The sequence below is a fragment of the Flavobacterium sp. LS1P28 genome, assembly GCF_003970335.1.
Classification (GTDB): Bacteria; Bacteroidota; Bacteroidia; order Flavobacteriales; family Flavobacteriaceae; genus Flavobacterium.
The window spans coordinates 1-21,498 of sequence record NZ_RYDI01000013.1; the positions used below are offsets into that span (position 1 = coordinate 1).

The following is a 21,498-nucleotide window of genomic DNA, read 5'->3' on the forward strand; positions in this document are numbered from 1 at the left end:
ACTGATAAATAGAATGATGAAAACTCAAAAGGTTTTATATCAAGATATTATAATAAGTAAATAAATGAACACCTCAATAAAATTTTTTAACTACCAATTTAATGGTTGATTAGAAGGCTTTTATAAGAATAAAAAAAGAATGCTTTTTTTGAGTTATTACATAATATTTTTCTGATTATACTAATTGAATTGATTTTATTTAACAAATAAACCCGAGTAAGGGACTTCAAAAAATACTTTTAGCTACCGAATATAGTATAATTAACATACTGCCTTGTAAGGTATTGTTTAGCATCCATCATTTGTTAAAGGGTAATGATAGCAAAAATTTTCGATAACAGCCTCACTAAATAAAAAACTAAAATATATACTATTCTACAATAAAACAGCTTCTCTTATTTACTTAGTAAAATTGGAGCTAATTGAGCTAATAATATCTTATTTCAAAAATAGTGTCCAAATTAGATATAGGCACCATTATTTTGGTATTAAATATTACCTAATTAACTGTAAAAAAACATCCAGTGTAAGTGGATGTTTTTTAAAGGTTGAGTTTGTGCCTAAGTATCTATTTTTTTATAAACTTAACTTGTAGGCTCTTATCTTGACTAATAAACTTGACGATATAGACCCCTGGTTTCAGGTTTCCTACCTTTACATTATTTTCTTCTTCGTAATTAATACTTCGAATTAATCTACCTGAGATGTCATAAATAACAACTTCTAATGGAGAGAAGAAATCTGGTAAATCGAAGGATAAATTTTCTTGCACTGGATTAGGATAGACTCTAATCATACTATTTCTACCGTAATCCTTAGTAGCCAAGGTCAAATCATCCAAACCGCTTGCAATCAATGTATAATCTTGAACACCAGCTAATAAATTCCCTTTGTTAGTAACCTGAATAGTATATTTACCAGCAGCAGCGTTAAGAATTGATACTTTTTCAATATTATCAACATTATTGTCAGAATCTTGAGTTGCCGCGCTATTCATCGAAGTAGGAATCAATTTCCATGGATAGTATACCCTGCCGGACTCATCAATAATCTTAAGATCAAGATTATTCACCAGATTCGTATTTCTATTATCCTCAACTACAGGAGTGACGACGGAACCAAATTTAACTGGATCAGTCCATGCAATAGAAACATTTAAAGCTCTAGGGGATGAAATAGAAATCTGTCTTGTAAAAACTACTTGATCCGTTAAAGTATTTTCTAAAACTAGTGAGGTCTTCCCTTTTGAACTAATTAATTTAGCAGCTTCTTCTCCATTAGCTAAGCCCCACCCGTACTCATAATCTGGGCCTATTGACAAACCTGCTTCATCTGCAGTATGGCAAAGCAAGCCACGAGCTGTTGCAGCTTTCATAAATGAAGCATTCAAATTGTTATAATGCTGCTGCAGTAAAACAATTAAGCCTGTGATTGCTGGAGCTGCCATTGAAGTACCACTTAACGTCTCATAGGTATTATCATTAGGTCCATTACAAGAATATACCCCTACACCTTTTGCACTGATATCTGGTTTAATTCTTCCGTCATCGGCAGGTCCATAATTACTAAACGAACTCATTGTTATGCTTCCTGGGCCTGTATAATTAGAAACCGAATTAACCGCCGCAACTACAATCGCATTTTTAGATACTGCACTTCCTGTAAGCATATCAAAACCACCTTTAGCATTTATTTGTGAATGAGTGCTATTTCTTGAGTTACCCGCAGCTACAACTATTTGATAATACGGAAACACCTCTGAAATTTTATCAAAGTCGGATGAGGTCTGATCATAATAACCAAATCTCGCGTTAGGAAAAGAATTAGAAATACCATACCCGTATGAATGGTTTGATACTAAATACCCTTCGCCTGCGAAACTCGCCATTTCCTCAACATCACTATCCCAATAATACGTTTTTGCTTTCGCTTGATATGCGAACCCTCTCGCTTTAGGCACCACTCCTATTCCCACTATGGTTCCAGTAACGTGGGTAGAATGGGCACTAGGAGATATTGCTCCATCACCAAAAGATATCTTTGAACCAGCCAACTCCTGATGAGTTTCACGGACTTTACCTCCATCCCAAACACCAGCAGTTATTCCGATACCAGTCAAATTAAGACCTAAAACACCATTTGGGTGCAATGAATTTGCACGAATGGTAACAACAGAAGCATCATTTTCTATTGTGTAAAAAAAAGGTAATCCATCATAAATACGCTGAAGTGAATTCGTTTCAGAATCTAACAATCTGTATAGAAGCTTATAACTTTGAATTTTACTTTTTTGCTCCTTTTGGGCTTCTGCTAATTTAAGAACAAAACTATTAATTTTTTCATTGTCATAGGTCTGCATCATTATCTTTCGTTCTTGTACGGTCTGCGCAATAGAAAATTGAAAAATTAGTATATAAAATAAAATTTTTTTCATTTATAAAAAATTAAGAATTAATTTCAATAAACTACTATATAAAAACACTTTAAACAAAAAACCTCCCAAATGGTTAAATAGGGAGGTTTTTTAAAATGTTAATGTTTAATAATTAGTAACCAGGATTTTGCTGTAAATTACTATTCAAATCTATTTGAGATTGCGGAATAGGAAGTTGCCATTTAAAATTACCTGCAGGAATAGTTAATGCAGAAGTTTCTACTTTTGTACCAGCACCGCTAGCATAATCTCCTTCAACAGAATTTCTAACCATTCCCAAACCTAGTCTTTTTAATGTAAAGAAACGGTCCATTTCGAAAGCAAGCTCTAATCTTCGTTCAAGTAAAATAGCATTTAGTAAGGTAGCTCCAGTCTCATTACCTGAAACAAAAGAAGAATATCTCTGAGATCTTACTGCATCAAGAAATGCTAAACCTCCACCATTGATTCTATACTGAGCCTCAGCCATGTTCAAATACACTTCTTCTACACGTAATACTTTTATATCAACTATAGCCGGGTTACCTGTCAAACGACTAAGGTACTTAATAACATGATTATAAGGAATACTATTGAACGGACTAGTAACAATGTATGCTGATTTTCTAATATCAGTCGTTTGAAATAAATCTGAAAAGCTCTTAGGTACAACATATTCAGAACGAATACCACTTGCTACTGTTTGATTGTATACAACTCCAGGCGTAACACCATCAACTTGATCTATCCTAAGTTTAAATAAAACACCAGGGGCTTTTATATCTGTATCCTTCCATAGATTAACAAAATCCGTTCTAGGACAAACTGCATTACCTGCAATAGCAAGATTTCCATATTGAATAACCTTTGAGAAATCTCCTAAATAAAGATACACACGAGATAATAAAGCATAAACAGCAGCCTTTGACGCCTTTCCTGAGGCAACGGTATTAGTTGTGCCAATTTTGTCAGCAGCAATAAGCAAATCATCTACTACTTTCTTGTAAGTATCTTGAACAGTCGGCCTTGTTGGTTTAGAAAAAGGGGCAACAACATCTAGATAATACATACCTAAAGAGGCGTTAGCGTCAGCTGCTTGAGTAGGGATTTTAGAATAAATTCTTACCATATCAAAATTATTTATTGCTCTAATAAAACGAGCTTGCCCTTCGATGTTATCTCTAGCAGCATTTTGAGGTATAATTTCAATATTTTCTATAATCCTAGTAGCAGTTTCTGCGGCTCTGTATGCACTGATATAATAGTTAAAATGAGAACTATTAGGCACTGAAAGCAATCTAAAACCATTAGCATTAGACTGACGCCCTTCTATTTTAAGAATTAGATTATCTGTCATTACTTCAGAGTCAATAACAAACTCAGTACCATAACCACCGTCACCTCCATTTTTAATCATGTAGGAGTACGCTCCAGTTAACATATTCTCAAAATCGGTCGAATTACGTAAAACAATGGACTCACTGATCGCATTGTAAGGTGCGAATGTGATATCTTCATCATCGCAAGAATTTAATGCGAAAGATAAAGCAACAAGATATATTATTTTTTTCATAATTTTTTTAATTATAAATTAATTGATACTCCAAAAAGGAATGTTTGAACAGTAGGATAAGAATACAATGCAAATTGTCCAGGAACTAATAACCCTGTTTGACTCTCAGCACTACCTATTCCTACCTCTGGATCACCATTGAACTTAGTCCATGTAAATAAGTTTTGCATTTGAGTATATATTCTAATATCGTCTACCGGTAAGTTAGAGAATGCTTTCTTCGTAAATTTATATCCAATATTAAGATTTCTAAATCTAATGTAGCTTGCATCTTCTAAGAAACGATCTGACTCAAGGTTAGAGTTGATGCCTGATAATTGTCTTGGTGCAGGCAAAGAGGCAGTAGTGTTAGTTGTAGTCCAATAGTCAAAGGCAGCGACAGCTTGGTTTCTATTTGGCGCATTACCATCTGCAGTCATATTTTGCCACATGTAATTGTAAGTATAATTGCCTTGTTTGAATACAAAATCAGTAGAGATATCAAATCCTTTGTAAGCAAATTGCATACCAAAACCACCTTCGTACTTAGCATATGGAGTTTTTCCAGTAAAAACTCTATCTCCAGCATTGTAAACATCTGTAGTTGTCCCATCTAACTTAGTATACATTGCACGACCGTTAGTAGGATTAACTCCTGCATAAGGCACAAGGAAGAAATCATCAGGTGAACGACCTACTTTATTCCATGTCAATCCTCTTGAAAGCTGATTATTTGGATCTCCAGGACGGTTTAACTCATTAATTTCTCTATCAAAAGCAGCGGCATTGACATAAAAAGACAAAGTAGTATTTTCATTTTTTATTGCAAAAGCTTTTAACTCAATTTCAGCTCCTTTAGAAGTCCAGTCACCTGCATTAATAAGCGCAGAAAACGAAGTACCAACAGTAGTATTATCACTATAAATAAAATCATTTCTTTTATCTTGAAATATCGAACTTGATAAAGTCAACCAATTGTTCAATACTGCAGCCTCGATACCAACTTCGTATTTCTCCGCTTTTTCAAACTTCAAATTATTGTTACCAACTGTGCTTCCTGTCAAGATTGTTCCAATACCTCCTCCATATTGTGAAGTGCTAAAAAGACTTTGAGCAGTATAACTACCAATACCATTAGTTGAATTTAATTCTCCGTATGATGCTCTCAACTTTAAATTATTCAACCATTTTACATCACTCATAAAAGATTCTCTGGTAACATTCCATCCTAAAGAGATTCCCTTAGCGAATGCGTATTTATTGTTTGTTCCTAGAACGGATGAACCATCACGTCTTCCATATAATGACACTAAATACTTGCCATCAAAATCGTAATCGATGTTACCAAAAATAGAAACAGTAGCATTTTCATTTCTTCCAGTAAAAGGAACTCCAACAACTGCTGTTCCTGCAGTTGGCAAATCACCATTTACGTACCCTTTTCTAGTTAAAGAATATGATCTAAAGTTCGATTTAAAATATTCATATAATACAGTTGACTCAAAATTGTGCTTGCCATTGATACTATATTTGTAATTCAAACTGTTCGTTAATTGATACTCTAATCCATCCGATCCATTATCTGTTTTTATACCTCTAGCAGAAGGATCTCCAACAATTAAATCCAAAAATGAAGATGGCTTTACGAAAGACTCCCTTTGATATCTTTCGTAGTTTATATTCATTTGGGTTTTGAAGGTCAAATCTTTAACTATCCCTAACTCAACATATGGACGTCCATATAATCTAAAGAAACGACGTTGTTCAGTATTATTAACAATCGCCTCTTGAATAGGGAAACCTGCAAGCAAACTTGTATTAAAAACTGGTTTACCAAGTACATCATTAACTACGTTACCATTAGCATCTCTTGCAAAAAATGGCTCATAAGGATTGTAATCGTACATTGCTCTAATTGGACTTTGGGCATTGTTACGATCTCTTGAATCATTAAATTTCTCGTATGACCCCCCTATATTGAAGCCAAACTTAACTCTTTCATTCGGTTTGTATTCACTGTTATACCTTCCAGTAATTCTATTGAACCCTTTAAGCTTGTCGATAATTCCACTATCTTCAGTATAACCAATAGACATAAAATTAGTAAATTGATCATTACCCCCTGAGTACGAAAAATTATTATTTTGAACGAATCCCTTTTTCAGTAAGTCATCTTGCCAGTTGTGATCGTAAGAACGCAACAAAGCCAACTGAGCCGCTGTTTTACCAACAGTTGAACCAGCACCAATCAAGGCTTCATAACGAATTTTCTGATCAGCATTCATCATATCAAACGGGTCATCAATTTTTTGAGTAAATCCAAGCGAATTATTAAACTGGAACTTACCTTTTGCATTTTTACCTTTTTTCGTGGTAATAACTACAACTCCATTTCCACCACGTACTCCATAAATTGCAGCAGACGCTCCATCTTTAAGTACAGAAACAGACTCGATATCATTTGAACTTAAAGCAGATGCTTCACTTCCGCTCACGAATGCACCATCCACTACATAAATAGCTTCAGCTGTACCTCCTGTAATACTTACAGCTCCACGAACTGTAACATAAGCAGCCGCTCCCGGTTTACCGTTTTGAGCAGTAACTTGTACCCCTGCTGCCTGTCCTTGTAATGCATTCTGAATAGTTAAAGCAGGAGATTGCTTTGCAATTTCATCTGCAGAAATTGTAGACACTGAGGAAGACAACTTTCTTGAATCTTTTGAAAAGTATCCCAAATTAGTTTGAACAACAACCTCATTCAAACTTACTCCATCTTGTAGGGAAACATTCACTGTATTTGAAGGCCCAACCGTTTTGGAAGCATCTGTCATTCCCACAAAAGAAAACAGCAATACATCTCCTGTTTTCGCTTTGATGGAGTACTTTCCATCCAAATTAGTTTGAACTCCTACTTTGGAACCCCTCACCAAAACATTTACACCTGGCAAAGGTCCTGTGGCATCAGACACTACACCTGTAACAGTTTTCTCTTGTGCGAACACAAATTGCATTGACAACGCCAACAGCAACGAAAAAATCCATTTGAATTTTGATCTCATATTAAATTTGTTTTTTGAATTAGTTATTTTACAAAAATCTTAATAAATTCTTAATAAAACAAATTTATTTTATAAATAACGAAATTAACATTTATTAAAGTTTCTAGTCAAAAAATTAGATAACCTCATACATTTACATATTTATTAAATATTATGTGCTGATAGCAGTACAAAAAATTATCTTTTTATCAAAGTTAATTTAATGTTAAGCCCTCTTCTTTTTAACACCCTATTATGAAATCAGAACGGATGAAACCATCAATAATTCTATGACTTGAGAATTATTTTATCAGAAAAAAACTCCAAAATAATTACTATTAAAAAAATATTTTATAAAATTACCTCTGTGCAGTATTTAAAACATCTGTAGATTTTACACCAAAAGCGAATGCAAAAACAACAGTTTCAAGAAAAACTTCTTGCAACTGTTTACAATATAACCATAATTAAACTAAGCTACTGACATCATTTTTTAAAACGAACCAAGCCAGTATTAAACACCAAGGATTTTGCTGGACTCTTAGCGTTGGGTTAGTATTCAATTCTAATTGCTGCATTGTCCATAAAAATTTAAAATCACCATAAGGAATCGCATTCACACCAAAAGGACCAGAATATAAAGTTTGTAAAGCATATACATCTAAAGCAGAAGACGCAATAGAACATTCTCCATTAGCCCCTTTAGCAGGCACACCATCTATTAAAAAATAAGTGTCATTTTACAACCTTTGAATATCAGCCTAATGACTACCTTCCAAAAGAAAATCAATTATTCTTTCTTTCAAAATCTCACCCAACAAGTTAATATTTTAAAAAAAGCTAGCTCCTGTAAATGCTTGTGTTGTGTGATTAACAAAGGATCTATTTCTAACAAAATTTAATCTGCCTTAACCATAAGCAACATCTCCAAGTCTTGCATAAACCTCCGCCATGTTTAACGCGACTTCAGCATATCTGATGATTGGAGCTACATACTTTTTATTCACACCTTCTTAGTCTTTTTTAGTAAATTTAGAATTGTGACAATAGGTTCCTACACCTATAATCACCTTTGTGCCTTCACCTCTTCTTTTATAATTGCATTAACCAACTTGGGTCTCTACATATAATTGTACTAACAGCTACCGAACTACGACCATTAGGTGCAGCCGGAATTGACGGATGACACATGGTCACTAATACACCATTGAATACTAGGTTGTTTGTAGCTACGTTATCAATAGAAAAATAGATTCTGTTTTTGAAATATTACTAGAAAAAGTAGTTTTGGGCCTATCTGTCATAGCGTATACAACATCCCGTTTAACACCTTCTGTGATTACGTTATTCCAATCCCACAAATCCAAGTAAACTCTTGTTTTGTATGCTATGGCGGCTTCATTAATAATTCTTGATATGGCGGCAGCACCAGTTCTTGCGCTTTTCGAAGAAAGCAAGATCTTAACGTCATTTAAATTTTTAAGAACTTTAGTACAACTTTCTGCTACGGCATTTCTACTCTGAGCCAAATCTAATTTAGTCTTTATAGTAGTATTATAGGTATTTTCTCTGTGACTAACAACTGGATTATCTGCGTTTTAATCTTAAAAAGATCTAACACAATAAATCAACAGTCCTTTATGTCCACTCACTCTAAAAAATTTAGCCTATACAATATAGTCACTTCCTAAATTTTAGGAAAATATTCCGCTTGAAACAGTTTTTTTTAACCCTTTGACTATAATCTACATTATATTAATCAGTCCTTTATTATATGCACATATAGCATATGTTTATAGCAGTTGTATGATTATCACCCCTACAACAGGTTAACAGTCAAAAGGCATTTAAGCAAGAAAAAACTCTACTATTTTTATGTCACTGCAAATTACAGGCCCAATCCAAAAACTGAACCCCGCATTCCCGTTGCATTAAAGTGACCTAAATAAGTCCGTTGCAACTGACTAAAAGTAAATATATATATAAATAAAAATATTTTGTTAATATTCTAATAAAATATTTTTTTTAAGATAATATTAAACACTAACAGTATGTATTTAACACTTTACTAGTATTTAATCAAAAATATTAATCGTTTGAATACAACATAAAATGTTAAAACTAGGTTAATAAAGTGTTAAAAAATAGTTGCTCCAAAATTTAAGTAACATTTTTGATATTACTAACAAATACAAATTAATATGAAATTGAAATTTATTTTTTTTTTAGTACTATTGTCAGTACTGATAACGCAAAGTTCCTTTGCACAGAAAAAAACTGTAAATGGTAAAGTTTCCGATGAAACCGGATTATCAATACCAGGTGCAAATGTGCTAATAGGTGGTACTACAACAGGAATTCAAACTGATTTTGAGGGTAACTTTTCAATAAGTTCAATCTCAGTAGGAGACAATATCGTAATTTCTTTTGTTGGCTACAGATCACAAACAATTAAAATTACTCAAAGCAACACCTACAATGTTGCGCTTCAACCAGATGCACAAATGATGGATGAAGTAGTTGTTATTGGTTATGGAGTTCAAAAAAAGAGAGACCTTACCAGTTCAATTGCTTCTATCAAAGGAGAATCAATTCAGGGCTTGGTTACTCCAAGTTTTGAAAGTCAATTAGCAGGAAGAGCATCAGGTGTACAGATTACCTCTGCCACAGGCATCATTGGTGAAGCTCCGAAAGTAAGAATTAGAGGTACTGCTTCTATTTCTTCTGGAACAAATCCTTTATACATTGTTGATGGGATGCCTGTGTACTCCGGGAGTAATGGTGGATTTGCCAGCTCAAATGCCTTAGGAGATATCAATCCCGCCGATATCGAATCATTTGAAGTATTAAAAGATGGTGCCGCAACAGCTATTTACGGTTCCCGTGCTGCTAATGGGGTAATCATTATTACAACTAAAAAAGGAAAAAAAGGGACAATGAAAGTTAGCTACAATGTAGTAACTGGTTTTGCCTCTCCAATTAAAACTTTTGACTTATTAGAAACAGCAGACTTCCTGACTATTTCAAATGAAAAAAGAAGTAACAGAACACCTGTTCAACCTGCCTGGGCTGTGGGTAATGAATTTAATACAGATTGGCAAGGTGCAGTTCTAAGAAAAGGAGCTTTTCAAATGGACCACAACCTTTCCTTAAGTGGAGGATCTGATAAAACCAGATACTACATGTCAATGGGCTATACCGAACAAGAAGGAGTAGCGCAATCAAATGAAATGACTCGTTATACTTTTAGAACAAATATTGAACACGAAGTTAACAATTGGCTAACTATCGGTGGAAATGCAGCACTAACACGAACAGAATACAATGGTTTGAATACAGGAGGAAATTCACTTTCTGGAAACATTTTTAATGCCATTCGTCAAGCGCCTAACACTCCAATATTTGATGCAACTAACCCTACGGGTTATAATTTGAATTTAACCACAGGAACTGTTGGACAAGGAACCAACTTAAGCCCTATTGGTGACAACATTTCCAACATTGCTTACGTTTTAGCTAATAATAGGTTTCAATCTAAAATTAATAGAACACTTATCAATACTTTTGCATCAGCTAACATTACAAAGGATATTAATTACAGATTTCAAGCTAGTGTTGACAATCCAATAACAGGTGGATTTTTATATTATAATCCCACTCACGGTGATGGCCGTGGTTCAAATGGTAGACTTCAAAATGATAATACTGATTTGTTAAGGTGGAACATCCAAAATGCTCTTTCTTACAACAAAACATTTGCTGAAAATCATAACGTCTCTGCCACAGCAGTAGCAGAGTATCAGAAAGAAAAAAATCAATATTTTGTTGGTATAGGAACCGATTTATTAAATGAATTTTATAATCAAAATTTAGTTACTGGTGCCTATGGAGTTCAACAATCAGGAGGTTCTGTAACCGAAATAGGAATCATGTCCTATATTGGAAGATTAAGCTACAACTACAAACAACGATATTTTGTACAAGCATCTATCAGAAGAGATGGTATTTCAAAATTAAGTGCCGATACACGTTGGAATAACTTTTCAGGCTACTCAGTAGGTTGGAATATCGCCAATGAAGAATTCATGAAACCATTATCGAATGTTGTAAATGAATTCAAACTAAGAGCTTCTTATTCTGAAGTAGGAAATACAGAAATTGGAACTTATCCATATTTAGGACTTACATCTGCCTCTCAATATGGTGCTTTAAACGGAATTGCTTTTACCCAATTCGGTAATGATTTATTACAATGGGAAACGAGTAAAAAAACAGATTTTGGTGTCGATCTGGCATTATTTCAAAACAAAGTGAAATTGACTTTTGATTATTTCAATAATGACATTGACGGAATTGTTTTACAGGTTCCAACCGCTCCTTCCTTAGGTGTTCCAAGTAATAGAATTTCTCAAAATATTGGACAATTATACAACAGAGGATATGAGTTCTCTACAGATATCAACCTAGTAAATACCGAAGATTTAAGATGGGATGTAGGTGCTAACATTACCTTTCAAACTAACAAAGTAACCTCACTCCCTGGTGGTTTGGATATCGTAGGTGGTTCATCAACAGATCCTCTCATTGCAGCAAACGTTATTATTAGAGAAGGAGAATCTGTAAATTCACTTTTCGGATATCGATATTGGGGCTCAAATCCTGCTAACGGAAATCCTGTTTATTACAAAGCAGACGGATCTCTGGTTCAAGGAAATGTTGAAGCGGGAACATATTCTACTTTTGACATAAACAATCCCTCTGACATTAGTACACGAGCAGCAGCATTAGGTCAATCTGACAAAAAGATTTTAGGAAATACACTGCCAACTTATTTTGGTGGATTAAACTCTAAAATAAGCTACAAAGATTTTGACTTTAGCTTTCTTTTCCGATTCAGTGGAGGAAATAAAATGTTTAATTCCACGAGAAGAGACTTGATGAATCAAAACTTAAACAACAACAGCACAGAGATATTAGGAAGATGGCAAAGTGCTGAAAATCCAGGAGACGGATGGACTCCTAGACTTTATGCCAGCCAAAATACTTTTTTAAATCAGGCCAGTAATGCAACTACACGATTTGTTGAAGATGGATCTTTTATTAGTTTAGATAATTTATCGTTGGGGTACAAGTTACCAAAAGTGCTTACCGACAAAATCAATGTAGATGTAATTCGCTTTTTCGTCCAAGCACAAAACCTACTAATTATTACCAAATATAAAGGACTAAATCCTGAAATGGAAACCCTTGGAGTAGATTTAAATGGTACACCACGATCAAAAGTCGTTTCAATAGGTATTAACGTAAACTTATAAAAAACATGAAAAAATATTTAAAATTCATAGCAATATCCGTTCTGGTACTAGGAACGAGTGCTTGTAGCGAAGAGAAGCTTCTCAATTTAACACCGATAAATAACATTTCAATAGAAGAAGCTTTTTCAACACCGTCCCTAATTGAAAGTTCCATAAACGGAATGTACAATGCGGCAGCTATTGGACAATACAATTCAACAAACCCAAACGGTGGTAGAGGTTTTGTATGGGGAGCTGCATTTGTACAACAAGGAGACAATCGAGGGGAAGACGTAGTAAATATTCAGGCTTTTTATCAAATTACCTATACATCCACTCATGATGCAGGTTCTGCCAACAATACATACTATTGGGTAGATGCTTATCGCTTAATTAACCGCTGCAATTTGGCCATAGAGGGAGTTACAACCGCAGTATCTAACGGCATAATTACACAAGCTGTTGCGAACAATTATATTGGTCAGGCGAAATTCCTGAGAGCAATAACGCATTTTGAATTGCTGACTTATTTTGCAAGACCTTACAATTTTAGCGCTGGAGCATCTCATTTAGGGATCCCATACAGAGAAGTGGGGGTAGACACACAAGCAGAAATTGCATCTGAACTTTTAAAACCTCGTAACACAGTAGCCGAATGCTATGACAAAGTAATTGCTGATTTAACTGCTGCTGAATCTCTGACCACTAATGTGACTTTGACAAAAGCATCTAAAAATGCTGCTATTGCTTTTAAAACTAGAGTGTATTTGCATAAAAGAGATTGGAACAATGTAATTACAGAAGGTCAAAAATTAAATGGAGCGTACGCTTTGACAGGCACTCCAAATGGGCCATTTGCAAATAGTTATGTAAATACTGAATCTATATTTTCAATTTTGATGGCCTCTACACTAAATCCTGGAGTAAATGCAGCTTTGGCCTCACAATATAAGACTAGAAAATTAGTAAGTGTTAGCCCAATTATATGGAAAGACCCTAGCTGGTTATCTGATGATAAACGAAGAGAGGAAGGCGTTCTAATTGAAACTGTTGCTGGCGTAAAGTACACCAACAAATATAAAGATGGAGTTAATTACACCGATGCTGCCCCTGTAATTCGATATGCAGAAGTACTATTAAATATGGCTGAAGCCTATGCCCGCAGGTCTTCAGCAGATGCAAGTCTCTCTGTAACTGAATTAAACAAAGTAAGAAACAGAGCTTTGGCTAATCCTACTACTCAGCAATATTTACTTTCACAATTCCTTTCGCAAACCGCTTTAGTGGCTGCAATTATTAAAGAAAGACGAATTGAATTTTTAATGGAAGGGCGCCGTTGGTCTGATATTCACCGTTTACAAGGAGATAATTTAGTTCCTATAGATGGCATACCTGCAAAAGTAGGAAATGGATCATTAGTTGCATCAGGCTTTGTACTCGACGGGACACCATATTCCGGACCAAGATCAGAAGCCGCTATTCCAGGTTCAGATTTTAGATTCTTGTGGCCAATACCACTTTTAGAAACAAACAACAACCCTACTCTAAAAGCCCAACAAAATCCGGGTTGGGAATAATACAGTTTAGGACTATTTAAAAAAACTAAATACAAATCTTAGATGCCTGTTCATTCCATTGAACAGGCATTTTTGTGGCTTATAAGTATCAAACGAAGATTTACAATTAAATACCAAACAAAATATAATATTGACTACTTTTGATAATTGGTTTATGTTACAGCACTAATATGGCCTATGAAAAAATATTAGCAATTATGAAACTATACCTTTGATACTAAAATAAATCCGTCCTAAATAATGTAATTGAAGTTTTGTCTTAATTGCTTTTAAAACAAACCTAAAATATTCTATGCATTAATTTTTTAAAACATGACAACATGCCGTTCCTTTCCTTGATTCATTTTTTAAAAATCATCTTTTTAAAAAATTTCTTTAAAAATATTCTTAAAGCACAAAGAGTCTTAAAACGCCCTGAAACAGGGCTTTTAAACCTATTTTTGTCAAAATCAATTTAATGTTAAGTTCTTTTTTTTTAACGCCATATTTAGAAACCGGAACTGATGAGGCCGGTCGGGGTTGTCTGGCGGGCCCCGTGACTGCAGCAGCCGTAATACTACCTGCGCATTTCCAAAATGAGTTATTAAATGACAGCAAACAATTGTCTGAGAAAATAAGAGAAAAATTAAAACCTATTATAGAACAAGAATGTGTTTCATTTGCCGTAACCCATCTGGAACCGTTGATTATTGACCAAATAAATATTTTGAACGCCTCCATAAAAGCAATGCAGGAAAGTATTTTAAAACTAAATCCAAGACCTGAATCCATTATTGTAGACGGAAATACTCCATTGATTCCTAAGGGTGGGATTAAAAATCGAGGAGGAAAGGTTTTTACCGATGCTGAAATTGAAATCCTACATTCGATTCCGAATGCCAGTATCATAAAAGGAGATTCAAAATTTATGAGTATTGCCGCCGCTTCCGTATTAGCAAAAACGTATCGGGATGAATATATGAATCGGATTCATGAGGAATTCCCAATGTACAATTGGAAACAAAATAAAGGATATCCTACCAAAGAACACCGTGAAGCCATTCGGAAATATGGGGTTACAAAACACCACCGAATGACATTTCGTTTGTTGCCGGAACAGTATTGTTTTGATTTTTGAATTTAGATTGCTTCGCCAGTTCGCCTTACAGGCTCGTGTAACGATTTTTGAGTGCAGGTTTCTCAAAAGTGGCATCAAAAAGAATGGCAAAATGTTTCAGGATTTTTTCTTTGACTTCTTGTTCATTCACTTTGGCTACGCCTAGTTCTACGTTCAAAGAAGTTACGGCTTTACCGCGAATCCCACAGGGAATAATATTGTCAAAATAACCCAAATCAGCATTTACGTTTAAAGCAAATCCGTGCATAGTGACCCAACGGGAAGCGCGAACGCCCATTGCACAAATTTTTCTGGCAAATGGTGTTCCTGCGCCTAACCAAACGCCGGTTTCGCCTTCGCTTCTGCCACAAACAATTCCATATTCTTCAAGGGTAAGAATAATAGCTTCCTCCAGAAACCGTAGGTATTTATGAATATCCGTAAAGAAATTTTCTAAGTCTATAATAGGGTACCCTACGATTTGTCCAGGTCCGTGATAGGTAATATCGCCACCACGATTGATTTTATAAAAAGTAGCTCCTTTAGCTTCCAATTGTTTTTCAGACAAAAGTAAATTACTTAAATCACCACTTTTGCCTAATGTATATACATGCGGATGTGCTACAAAAAGGAAATAATTGGGTGTTTGTAAACTCGTTTCTTCTCTCCTATTTTTAATTTTTAAGTCAACTATTTCTTTGAACAATTCTTCTTGGTATTCCCAAGTTTCTTTGTAACCTTTAGTTCCTAAATCTTGAAGTTGGATGTTTTTATTCATGTGTCATTGCGAGGAACGAAGCAATCCTATTTCGTTCACTTATTTTTGAATGACAAAGGTACAACGTTTTGAGTTTACTGTTTTTTCCTATAAGGTTTTTTTTCAAACCTTGCAGGTATGATATAAAATTATGAATCAAAAATAATTAGTCTCGGACTTGAACTAATTTCGATGTTTTATCATTGCGCCAAAAAAGTTACCTACAAGATTTGAAAAAACCATTGAAGGATTAACTCATATTTCTGTCAAGTTGAGCGCAGTCGAGACTAACCAAATGAGTCTCGACTGCGCTCGACTTGACCATAAGGCGATTATTTAAGTTCAATATTATTATTCCAAAACAACTTCAAGATTTATACTCTCCGGGTTTTTAAACAATCTGTGATTAGAAATTGCATTTCCAGTGCTTTTTTGTCATCGCTTATTTTTGAATTTATATTTGAACCCGATTTTATTTTTCGAGGAAAATGATATTTCAAAATAAAATTTTGAACGGCTTTAAATTTATGGAAGCGTATTTTTAATCTTTCAATTTCTTCTTGTTGCTTTTTTAATTCTACTGCGTCTGTAATTTTGACAATTCTTTTAAAAGTACTTCCATCAAAAGTAAAGCTAACACTATAATAATGTTCTTCGGCAACCAGTGCGTAATTATTTTCTATATCATCTGCCTATTCTTCGGTTTTGTATAAATCAGCAACTTCGGCTATTGTATTGAATTTTTGACAGATTGTTGTGCAAAATTCTTTCTCGAAGGAACTTTTCTTACTATGAACTTTTACCGTAGTAATTTTTTTAAAAATGGCTTTTTCGGATGCTGGTAATTTGGAAAACGTCTCGGAATTTTTGGTTATCAGATCTTTAAAAACATAAGTTGTATCAAGAAAAACGTCTTCTTTGGAGTGATTTTCAGCTATAAATTGCATACAACGATGTTCATCGCGGAGTAATTCTGTTTCAATTTCTCCGGTTCCGTCTTGGTTTAGACAAATGGTTTCTGTTACTTGGCAACTGATCAAAAATAATACTAAAAGCAGTAAATCGTGTTTTTCCATTTGGTAATTTAAAATACTTATTGGTTTCTATATATGTTATTTGTACTATTTTTCATGTTGATTTAAAAAAAATAAAAGTCGTAGCATAGCCCCGATAGCAGTGGCATCCTTTTTTTCTTGTTTTTTTTTTGAACAAGAAAAAAAGATAGAACGAATAGCGGGACGGATCGTCTTGAAGAAACAAAATATTCTGCTCCAAAAAACGGTACATTTTAAACTTTAAATTTTAAAACTTATATAGTATCTTTGCGCTCTTAAAATCAGCATAAAATGGCATTATCCGAACAAGAAATATTACGTAGAGAAGCACTTACAGAATTACGCAATTTAGGTATTGAGCCTTATCCTGCAGCCGAATTTATTACAACCGCATATTCTAGCGAAATCCTAGCTGATTTTGCAAAATACGAAGGTAAGGAAGTGGTTTTAGCAGGTCGTTTGATGGGGAAGCGTATCATGGGAAAGGCGTCATTTGCCGAATTGAAAGATGCTGAAGGGCGTATTCAAATCTATGTTTCGAGAGATGATATTTCGACAGATGAGGAGAAAACCATGTATAATGTCGTTTTCAAAAAACTGTTGGATATTGGCGATTTTATTGGGATTCGCGGAACGGTTTTCAAAACGCAAGTGGGAGAAATCTCGGTTCATGTTTATGGATTGACGGTTTTGGCCAAAGCCTTGAAACCACTTCCTGTTGTAAAAACGGATGCTGATGGAAAAACACACGATGCTTTTGCTGATCCGGAACAAAGATACCGTCGTCGGTACGTGGATTTGACCGTGAATGATCATGTAAAAGAAACGTTTATCAAAAGAACAAAATTGTTCAATGCAATGCGTTCTTTTTTTAATGACAAAGGATATCTTGAAGTAGAAACGCCTGTTTTGCAACCAATTCCCGGTGGTGCTGCAGCGCGTCCTTTTATCACGCATCACAACTCGCTTGATATGCCTTTGTACATGCGTATTGCGAACGAATTATACTTAAAAAGATTGATTGTTGGTGGTTTTGAAGGGGTTTATGAGTTTTCGAAAAATTTTCGTAACGAAGGAATGGACCGTACCCACAACCCAGAATTTACTGCCATGGAAATATATGTAGCCTACAAAGACTACAACTGGATGATGAAATTTGCCGAAGACCTTTTAGAACATTGCGCGATTGCCGTAAATGGAAGCTCAGAAGTTACTTTTGGAGAACATACCATCAATTTTAAAGCGCCTTACGCCAGAGTGACAATGACGGACTCTATCAAACATTTTACTGGATTTGATATTTCAGGAAAAAGTGAAACAGCGTTATTTGATGCTGCCAGAGGAATGGGAATTGATGTAGATGCAACCATGGGGAAAGGGAAACTGATTGATGAGATTTTTGGCGCGAAATGCGAAGGAAATTACATTCAGCCTACTTACATCACGGATTACCCAAAGGAAATGTCTCCGCTTTGCAAGCAACACCGTGACAATCCAGAATTGACAGAACGTTTTGAATTGATGGTTTGCGGAAAAGAAGTGGCAAACGCTTATTCTGAGTTGAATGACCCAATTGACCAAAGAGCCCGTTTTGAAGACCAAATGAGATTGGCTGAAAAAGGAGATGATGAAGCCACAGGAATAATTGACGAAGATTTCTTGAGAGCATTAGAATACGGAATGCCTCCAACATCCGGAATGGGAATTGGAATGGATCGATTGATTATGTATTTGACAAATAATGCTTCTATCCAGGAAGTGTTGTTGTTCCCACAAATGCGCCCAGAAAAAACTCAAGTTAAAATTGAATTGGAAGACGATGAGAAATTGATTATTGACCTTTTGAAAGTCAATGAAAACCAAATGGATTTTGGTTTACTAAAAATCAAATCGGAACTGAGCGGTAAAAAATGGGATAAAGCCATGAAAAATTTATCTTCTTTAGGATTGACCGAAGTTGTGGTAAATGGCGACAGCAAAGCGTGTCGATTGAAAGCCTAAGTGTATTATAGAGCTATATTTATAAAAAAGGAGCTTCAAATTGAGAGGGCACTGAAAAAGTCTTTTTTCGAATAAATTGATAAATAAAAGGAGTAGAAAGCTTAGGATTTCTACTCCTTTTTTGGTATATTTAGCTGTAATTATAAGAGTTTTTAGATGTTAGCACAACAGCAATTAATACAGTTCAGTGAACATTCTTCGTTATATGATTTAATTATTCCAAAGGATAATATTTTGAGAAAAATCAATGATTTAATAGATTTTTCCTTTATTTACAATGAATTGTTAAATAAATACTGCCCCAATAATGGACGTATGGCAGAAAGTCCCGTTCGTATGTTCAAGTATTTGCTTCTTAAAACAATTTACACCGTTTCCGATGTTGATGTAGTGGAACGTTCGCGTTACGATATGTCCTTTAAATATTTTTTGGATATGAATCCAGAAGACGATGTTATCAATTCTAGTTCGTTGACAAAATTTAGAAAACTACGTTTGAAAGACACCGATTTATTAAATCTGTTGATAAACAAAACGGTAATCATTGCTATTGAAAAAGGTATCATCCGTTCTAAGTCTATTATTGTTGATGCCACACATACTTTATCAAGATCCAATCCATTTTCAGCAATCGAAGTATTGAGAGAGCGTTCAAAACTGCTTCGAAAAACAGTATACACCTTTGACGACCAATTCAAAGAACGTATGCCTCAAAAAAATACCGACAATGATTTAGAGAAGGAACTGGCTTATTGCAAAGAGTTAGAAAAACGTATAGAAAATGAGCCATCTATAAGTTCAATACCTGCTGTGAAAGAAAAATTAAACCTGTTAAAAGAAACTGTAGAAGATACTCAAGAAAATTTAATCCTATCAAAAGATACCGATGCAAAAATAGGTCATAAATCTGCCGAGAGTTCCTTCTTTGGCTATAAGACTCATTTGGCTATGACCGAAGAGCGCATCATTACTGCAGCTGTAGTTACATCTGGAGAAAAAGGCGATGGCCCAGAATTACCTAAACTTTTAGAGATTAGTCAAGAAAACGGAATTGATGTAGAGGCTATTATTGGCGATGCGGCTTATTCTGGAAAAGAAAACCTTAAAATCACAAGTGAACAAAACATTAAAGTAGTAGCGAGACTAAATCCATCGATAACACAAGGATTTAGAAAAGATGAAGATAAATTTGATTACAATAAAGATGCCGATAGGTTTGTTTGTCCAGCAGGACATTTGGCAATACGAAAAGCACGTCAAGGAGCCAAAAATGTCGGAACAAATCAAGTAGATACTTACTATTTTGATGTCGAAAAATGCAAGTCTTGCCCTTTAAAAGAAGGTTGTTACAAAGATGGAGCCAAAACAAAAACGTATTCGGTATCCATAAAATCAGAATTGCATCAAGACCAAATGGCTTTTCAAGAAACAGAATATTACAAAGAAAAAGCAAAACATCGATACAAGATAGAAGCCAAAAATAGCGAGTTAAAAAATGTACACGGTTATGATAGAGCAATATCATACGGTATTACTAATATGCAAGGTGCAATAGCAATATTCACAGTCAACTTAAAAAGAATACTCAAATTAATGTAGGAAAATCAAAGCTACATGCGCAGTACACTCAATGAGCCTATAAAAGTCAAAAATCGACTCATATAACCTATAATAAAAAACAGTTGTAAAAATTAAAACGCTCATAAAGGATCTTTAAAATCCTGTTATAAGCGTTTTTTTATTGTCTAAAAAAGGATGCTAATCAAAATAAGTGAAGTTTTTCAGTGCCCTCCAAATTGAAGCTCCTTTTTTATAAAGAATATTATTTTTTATGACTGTCCGTAACTGATACCAAGTTGTTTCTAAAGCAGTAATCATCAATCTAACCCGATATCGCGGATTTCATAGCAGTTACTTTTTTGATTCAGACCCAAATATATACTTTTTTGCCATTGATACAAGTAACGTATAGTCATATAGTTTAAATAGGACTTCAATGGTTACTACCCAAGGAATCCATCCATTTACGACTTGTGGTAAAAGCCAACACAGTGAGTAACTGCATTGACAATTAAAAAAGATGTCTGATTATTTTTTCCAAGCTCTTCCGGCAAAAGCATCATCTAATTCAGGATTTGTATTGTGATTAGAATAGTTACTAATTGTTTTTACCGCAATTCCGGCAATAATACCTAAAACATGCGTTTCTGTATATCCTGCGGCTAAAAAGGCATCAACTTCTTCTTGTGCAACATTCCCGCGGTTTGCAGTAAGCGAACGCGTTAGTTTTGATAAAGCGGCTAGTTTTAGATCTGGCACTTCTTTTCCATCGCGAATGGCATTGGTTACTTCAGTGGGTACTTTTGACATTTTATCGGCAATAAAACTGTGAGCAGACGTACAATATTCACAATTATTTTCATAAGCTACCGAAAGAAAAACAACTTCTTGTTCTACAGAATTAAAACCTGAATTGGCTCTAAAGCTGTTGTATCCATAAATATAGATATCTAACAACGCTGGATTTTGCCCCATGCCTTTGTACATATTAGGTACAAATCCTAATGTTTTTTGAGTGTTGTCAAAAATTGCTTGAGATATTGGAGAAACTGGATTATTTTCTAATTTTAAATGTGCCATAATTTTTGTTTTATATTAATTAGTATTTGTTATTCAACATTACAAAGGTGCAACAAATAAGAAGCTTAGACT

General features: G+C 34.6%; 13 protein-coding genes. 5 read left to right on the top strand and 8 right to left on the bottom strand.

Features of this window, described 5'->3' with window-relative positions; translation table 11 throughout:
• Positions 1 to 568 precede the first annotated feature (568 nt).
• From EKL97_RS10700 to EKL97_RS10725, 5 genes are all read right to left on the bottom strand, one after another.
• The gene (locus EKL97_RS10700) at positions 569 to 2,434 is read right to left on the bottom strand and encodes a S8 family serine peptidase (protein WP_126555178.1); all 1,866 of its coding nucleotides are present in this window, start codon (positions 2,432 to 2,434) and stop codon (positions 569 to 571) included.
• A 112-nt stretch (positions 2,435 to 2,546) separates the two neighbouring features.
• Complete coding sequence (locus tag EKL97_RS10705; RefSeq protein ID WP_126555181.1) at positions 2,547 to 3,986, bottom strand: RagB/SusD family nutrient uptake outer membrane protein; 1,440 nt, start codon at positions 3,984 to 3,986, stop codon at positions 2,547 to 2,549.
• A gap of 11 nt (positions 3,987 to 3,997) precedes the next feature.
• A complete protein-coding gene (locus tag EKL97_RS10710; RefSeq protein WP_126555184.1) occupies positions 3,998 to 7,027 on the bottom strand; it encodes a SusC/RagA family TonB-linked outer membrane protein in 3,030 nt (1,009 codons plus the stop codon).
• A 446-nt stretch (positions 7,028 to 7,473) separates the two neighbouring features.
• Positions 7,474 to 7,719 carry a hypothetical protein gene (locus EKL97_RS10715; RefSeq protein ID WP_126568847.1) on the bottom strand — a complete coding sequence of 82 codons (246 nt, stop codon included), beginning with the start codon at positions 7,717 to 7,719 and terminating at the stop codon, positions 7,474 to 7,476.
• Between the two features lie 516 nt (positions 7,720 to 8,235).
• Complete coding sequence (locus EKL97_RS10725) at positions 8,236 to 8,535, bottom strand: hypothetical protein (RefSeq protein WP_126568849.1); 300 nt, start codon at positions 8,533 to 8,535, stop codon at positions 8,236 to 8,238.
• Positions 8,536 to 9,207: 672 nt separating this feature from the next.
• Here EKL97_RS10725 and EKL97_RS10730 point away from each other — a divergent pair.
• From EKL97_RS10730 to EKL97_RS10740, 3 genes are all read left to right on the top strand, one after another.
• The gene (locus EKL97_RS10730; protein WP_126568850.1) at positions 9,208 to 12,321 is read left to right on the top strand and encodes a SusC/RagA family TonB-linked outer membrane protein; all 3,114 of its coding nucleotides are present in this window, start codon (positions 9,208 to 9,210) and stop codon (positions 12,319 to 12,321) included.
• A 5-nt stretch (positions 12,322 to 12,326) separates the two neighbouring features.
• The gene (locus tag EKL97_RS10735) at positions 12,327 to 13,877 is read left to right on the top strand and encodes a RagB/SusD family nutrient uptake outer membrane protein (protein ID WP_126568851.1); all 1,551 of its coding nucleotides are present in this window, start codon (positions 12,327 to 12,329) and stop codon (positions 13,875 to 13,877) included.
• Between the two features lie 457 nt (positions 13,878 to 14,334).
• Positions 14,335 to 14,994 (top strand): ribonuclease HII, encoded by a 660-nt coding sequence (locus EKL97_RS10740; protein WP_126568852.1) that lies wholly within the window; start codon positions 14,335 to 14,337, stop codon positions 14,992 to 14,994.
• 25 nt (positions 14,995 to 15,019) lie between these two features.
• Here EKL97_RS10740 and lipB read toward each other — a convergent pair whose 3' ends face one another.
• Positions 15,020 to 15,751, bottom strand: coding sequence for a lipoyl(octanoyl) transferase LipB (gene lipB, locus EKL97_RS10745; protein WP_126562224.1), 732 nt, complete (start codon positions 15,749 to 15,751; stop codon positions 15,020 to 15,022).
• Between the two features lie 671 nt (positions 15,752 to 16,422).
• A complete protein-coding gene (locus tag EKL97_RS15875) occupies positions 16,423 to 16,806 on the bottom strand; it encodes a hypothetical protein (RefSeq protein ID WP_233588575.1) in 384 nt (127 codons plus the stop codon).
• Between the two features lie 270 nt (positions 16,807 to 17,076).
• Here EKL97_RS15875 and lysS point away from each other — a divergent pair, with 270 nt between their 5' ends.
• Both lysS and EKL97_RS10760 read left to right on the top strand, forming a co-directional pair.
• The gene (gene lysS / locus EKL97_RS10755; protein ID WP_126555192.1) at positions 17,077 to 18,786 is read left to right on the top strand and encodes a lysine--tRNA ligase; all 1,710 of its coding nucleotides are present in this window, start codon (positions 17,077 to 17,079) and stop codon (positions 18,784 to 18,786) included.
• 156 nt (positions 18,787 to 18,942) lie between these two features.
• On the top strand, positions 18,943 to 20,385 hold the full coding sequence (locus tag EKL97_RS10760; RefSeq protein WP_126568853.1) for an IS1182 family transposase: 1,443 nt from the start codon (positions 18,943 to 18,945) through the stop codon (positions 20,383 to 20,385).
• Between the two features lie 489 nt (positions 20,386 to 20,874).
• Here the strand turns inward: EKL97_RS10760 and EKL97_RS10765 are convergent, their stop codons facing one another.
• On the bottom strand, positions 20,875 to 21,426 hold the full coding sequence (locus tag EKL97_RS10765) for a carboxymuconolactone decarboxylase family protein (protein WP_126568854.1): 552 nt from the start codon (positions 21,424 to 21,426) through the stop codon (positions 20,875 to 20,877).
• Between the last annotated feature and the right edge of the window lie 72 nt (positions 21,427 to 21,498).

Bases quoted from the DNA above. Each gene is read 5' to 3' on its own strand.
- EKL97_RS10700 (WP_126555178.1), bottom strand. From the start codon at position 2,434: ATGAAAAAAATTTTATTTTATATACTAATTTTTCAATTTTCTATTGCG.
- EKL97_RS10705 (WP_126555181.1), bottom strand. From the start codon at position 3,986: ATGAAAAAAATAATATATCTTGTTGCTTTATCTTTCGCATTAAATTCT.
- EKL97_RS10710 (WP_126555184.1), bottom strand. From the start codon at position 7,027: ATGAGATCAAAATTCAAATGGATTTTTTCGTTGCTGTTGGCGTTGTCA.
- EKL97_RS10730 (WP_126568850.1), top strand. From the start codon at position 9,208: ATGAAATTGAAATTTATTTTTTTTTTAGTACTATTGTCAGTACTGATA.
- EKL97_RS10735 (WP_126568851.1), top strand. From the start codon at position 12,327: ATGAAAAAATATTTAAAATTCATAGCAATATCCGTTCTGGTACTAGGA.
- EKL97_RS10740 (WP_126568852.1), top strand. From the start codon at position 14,335: ATGTTAAGTTCTTTTTTTTTAACGCCATATTTAGAAACCGGAACTGAT.
- lipB (WP_126562224.1), bottom strand. From the start codon at position 15,751: ATGAATAAAAACATCCAACTTCAAGATTTAGGAACTAAAGGTTACAAA.
- EKL97_RS15875 (WP_233588575.1), bottom strand. From the start codon at position 16,806: ATGGAAAAACACGATTTACTGCTTTTAGTATTATTTTTGATCAGTTGC.
- lysS (WP_126555192.1), top strand. From the start codon at position 17,077: ATGGCATTATCCGAACAAGAAATATTACGTAGAGAAGCACTTACAGAA.
- EKL97_RS10760 (WP_126568853.1), top strand. From the start codon at position 18,943: ATGTTAGCACAACAGCAATTAATACAGTTCAGTGAACATTCTTCGTTA.
- EKL97_RS10765 (WP_126568854.1), bottom strand. From the start codon at position 21,426: ATGGCACATTTAAAATTAGAAAATAATCCAGTTTCTCCAATATCTCAA.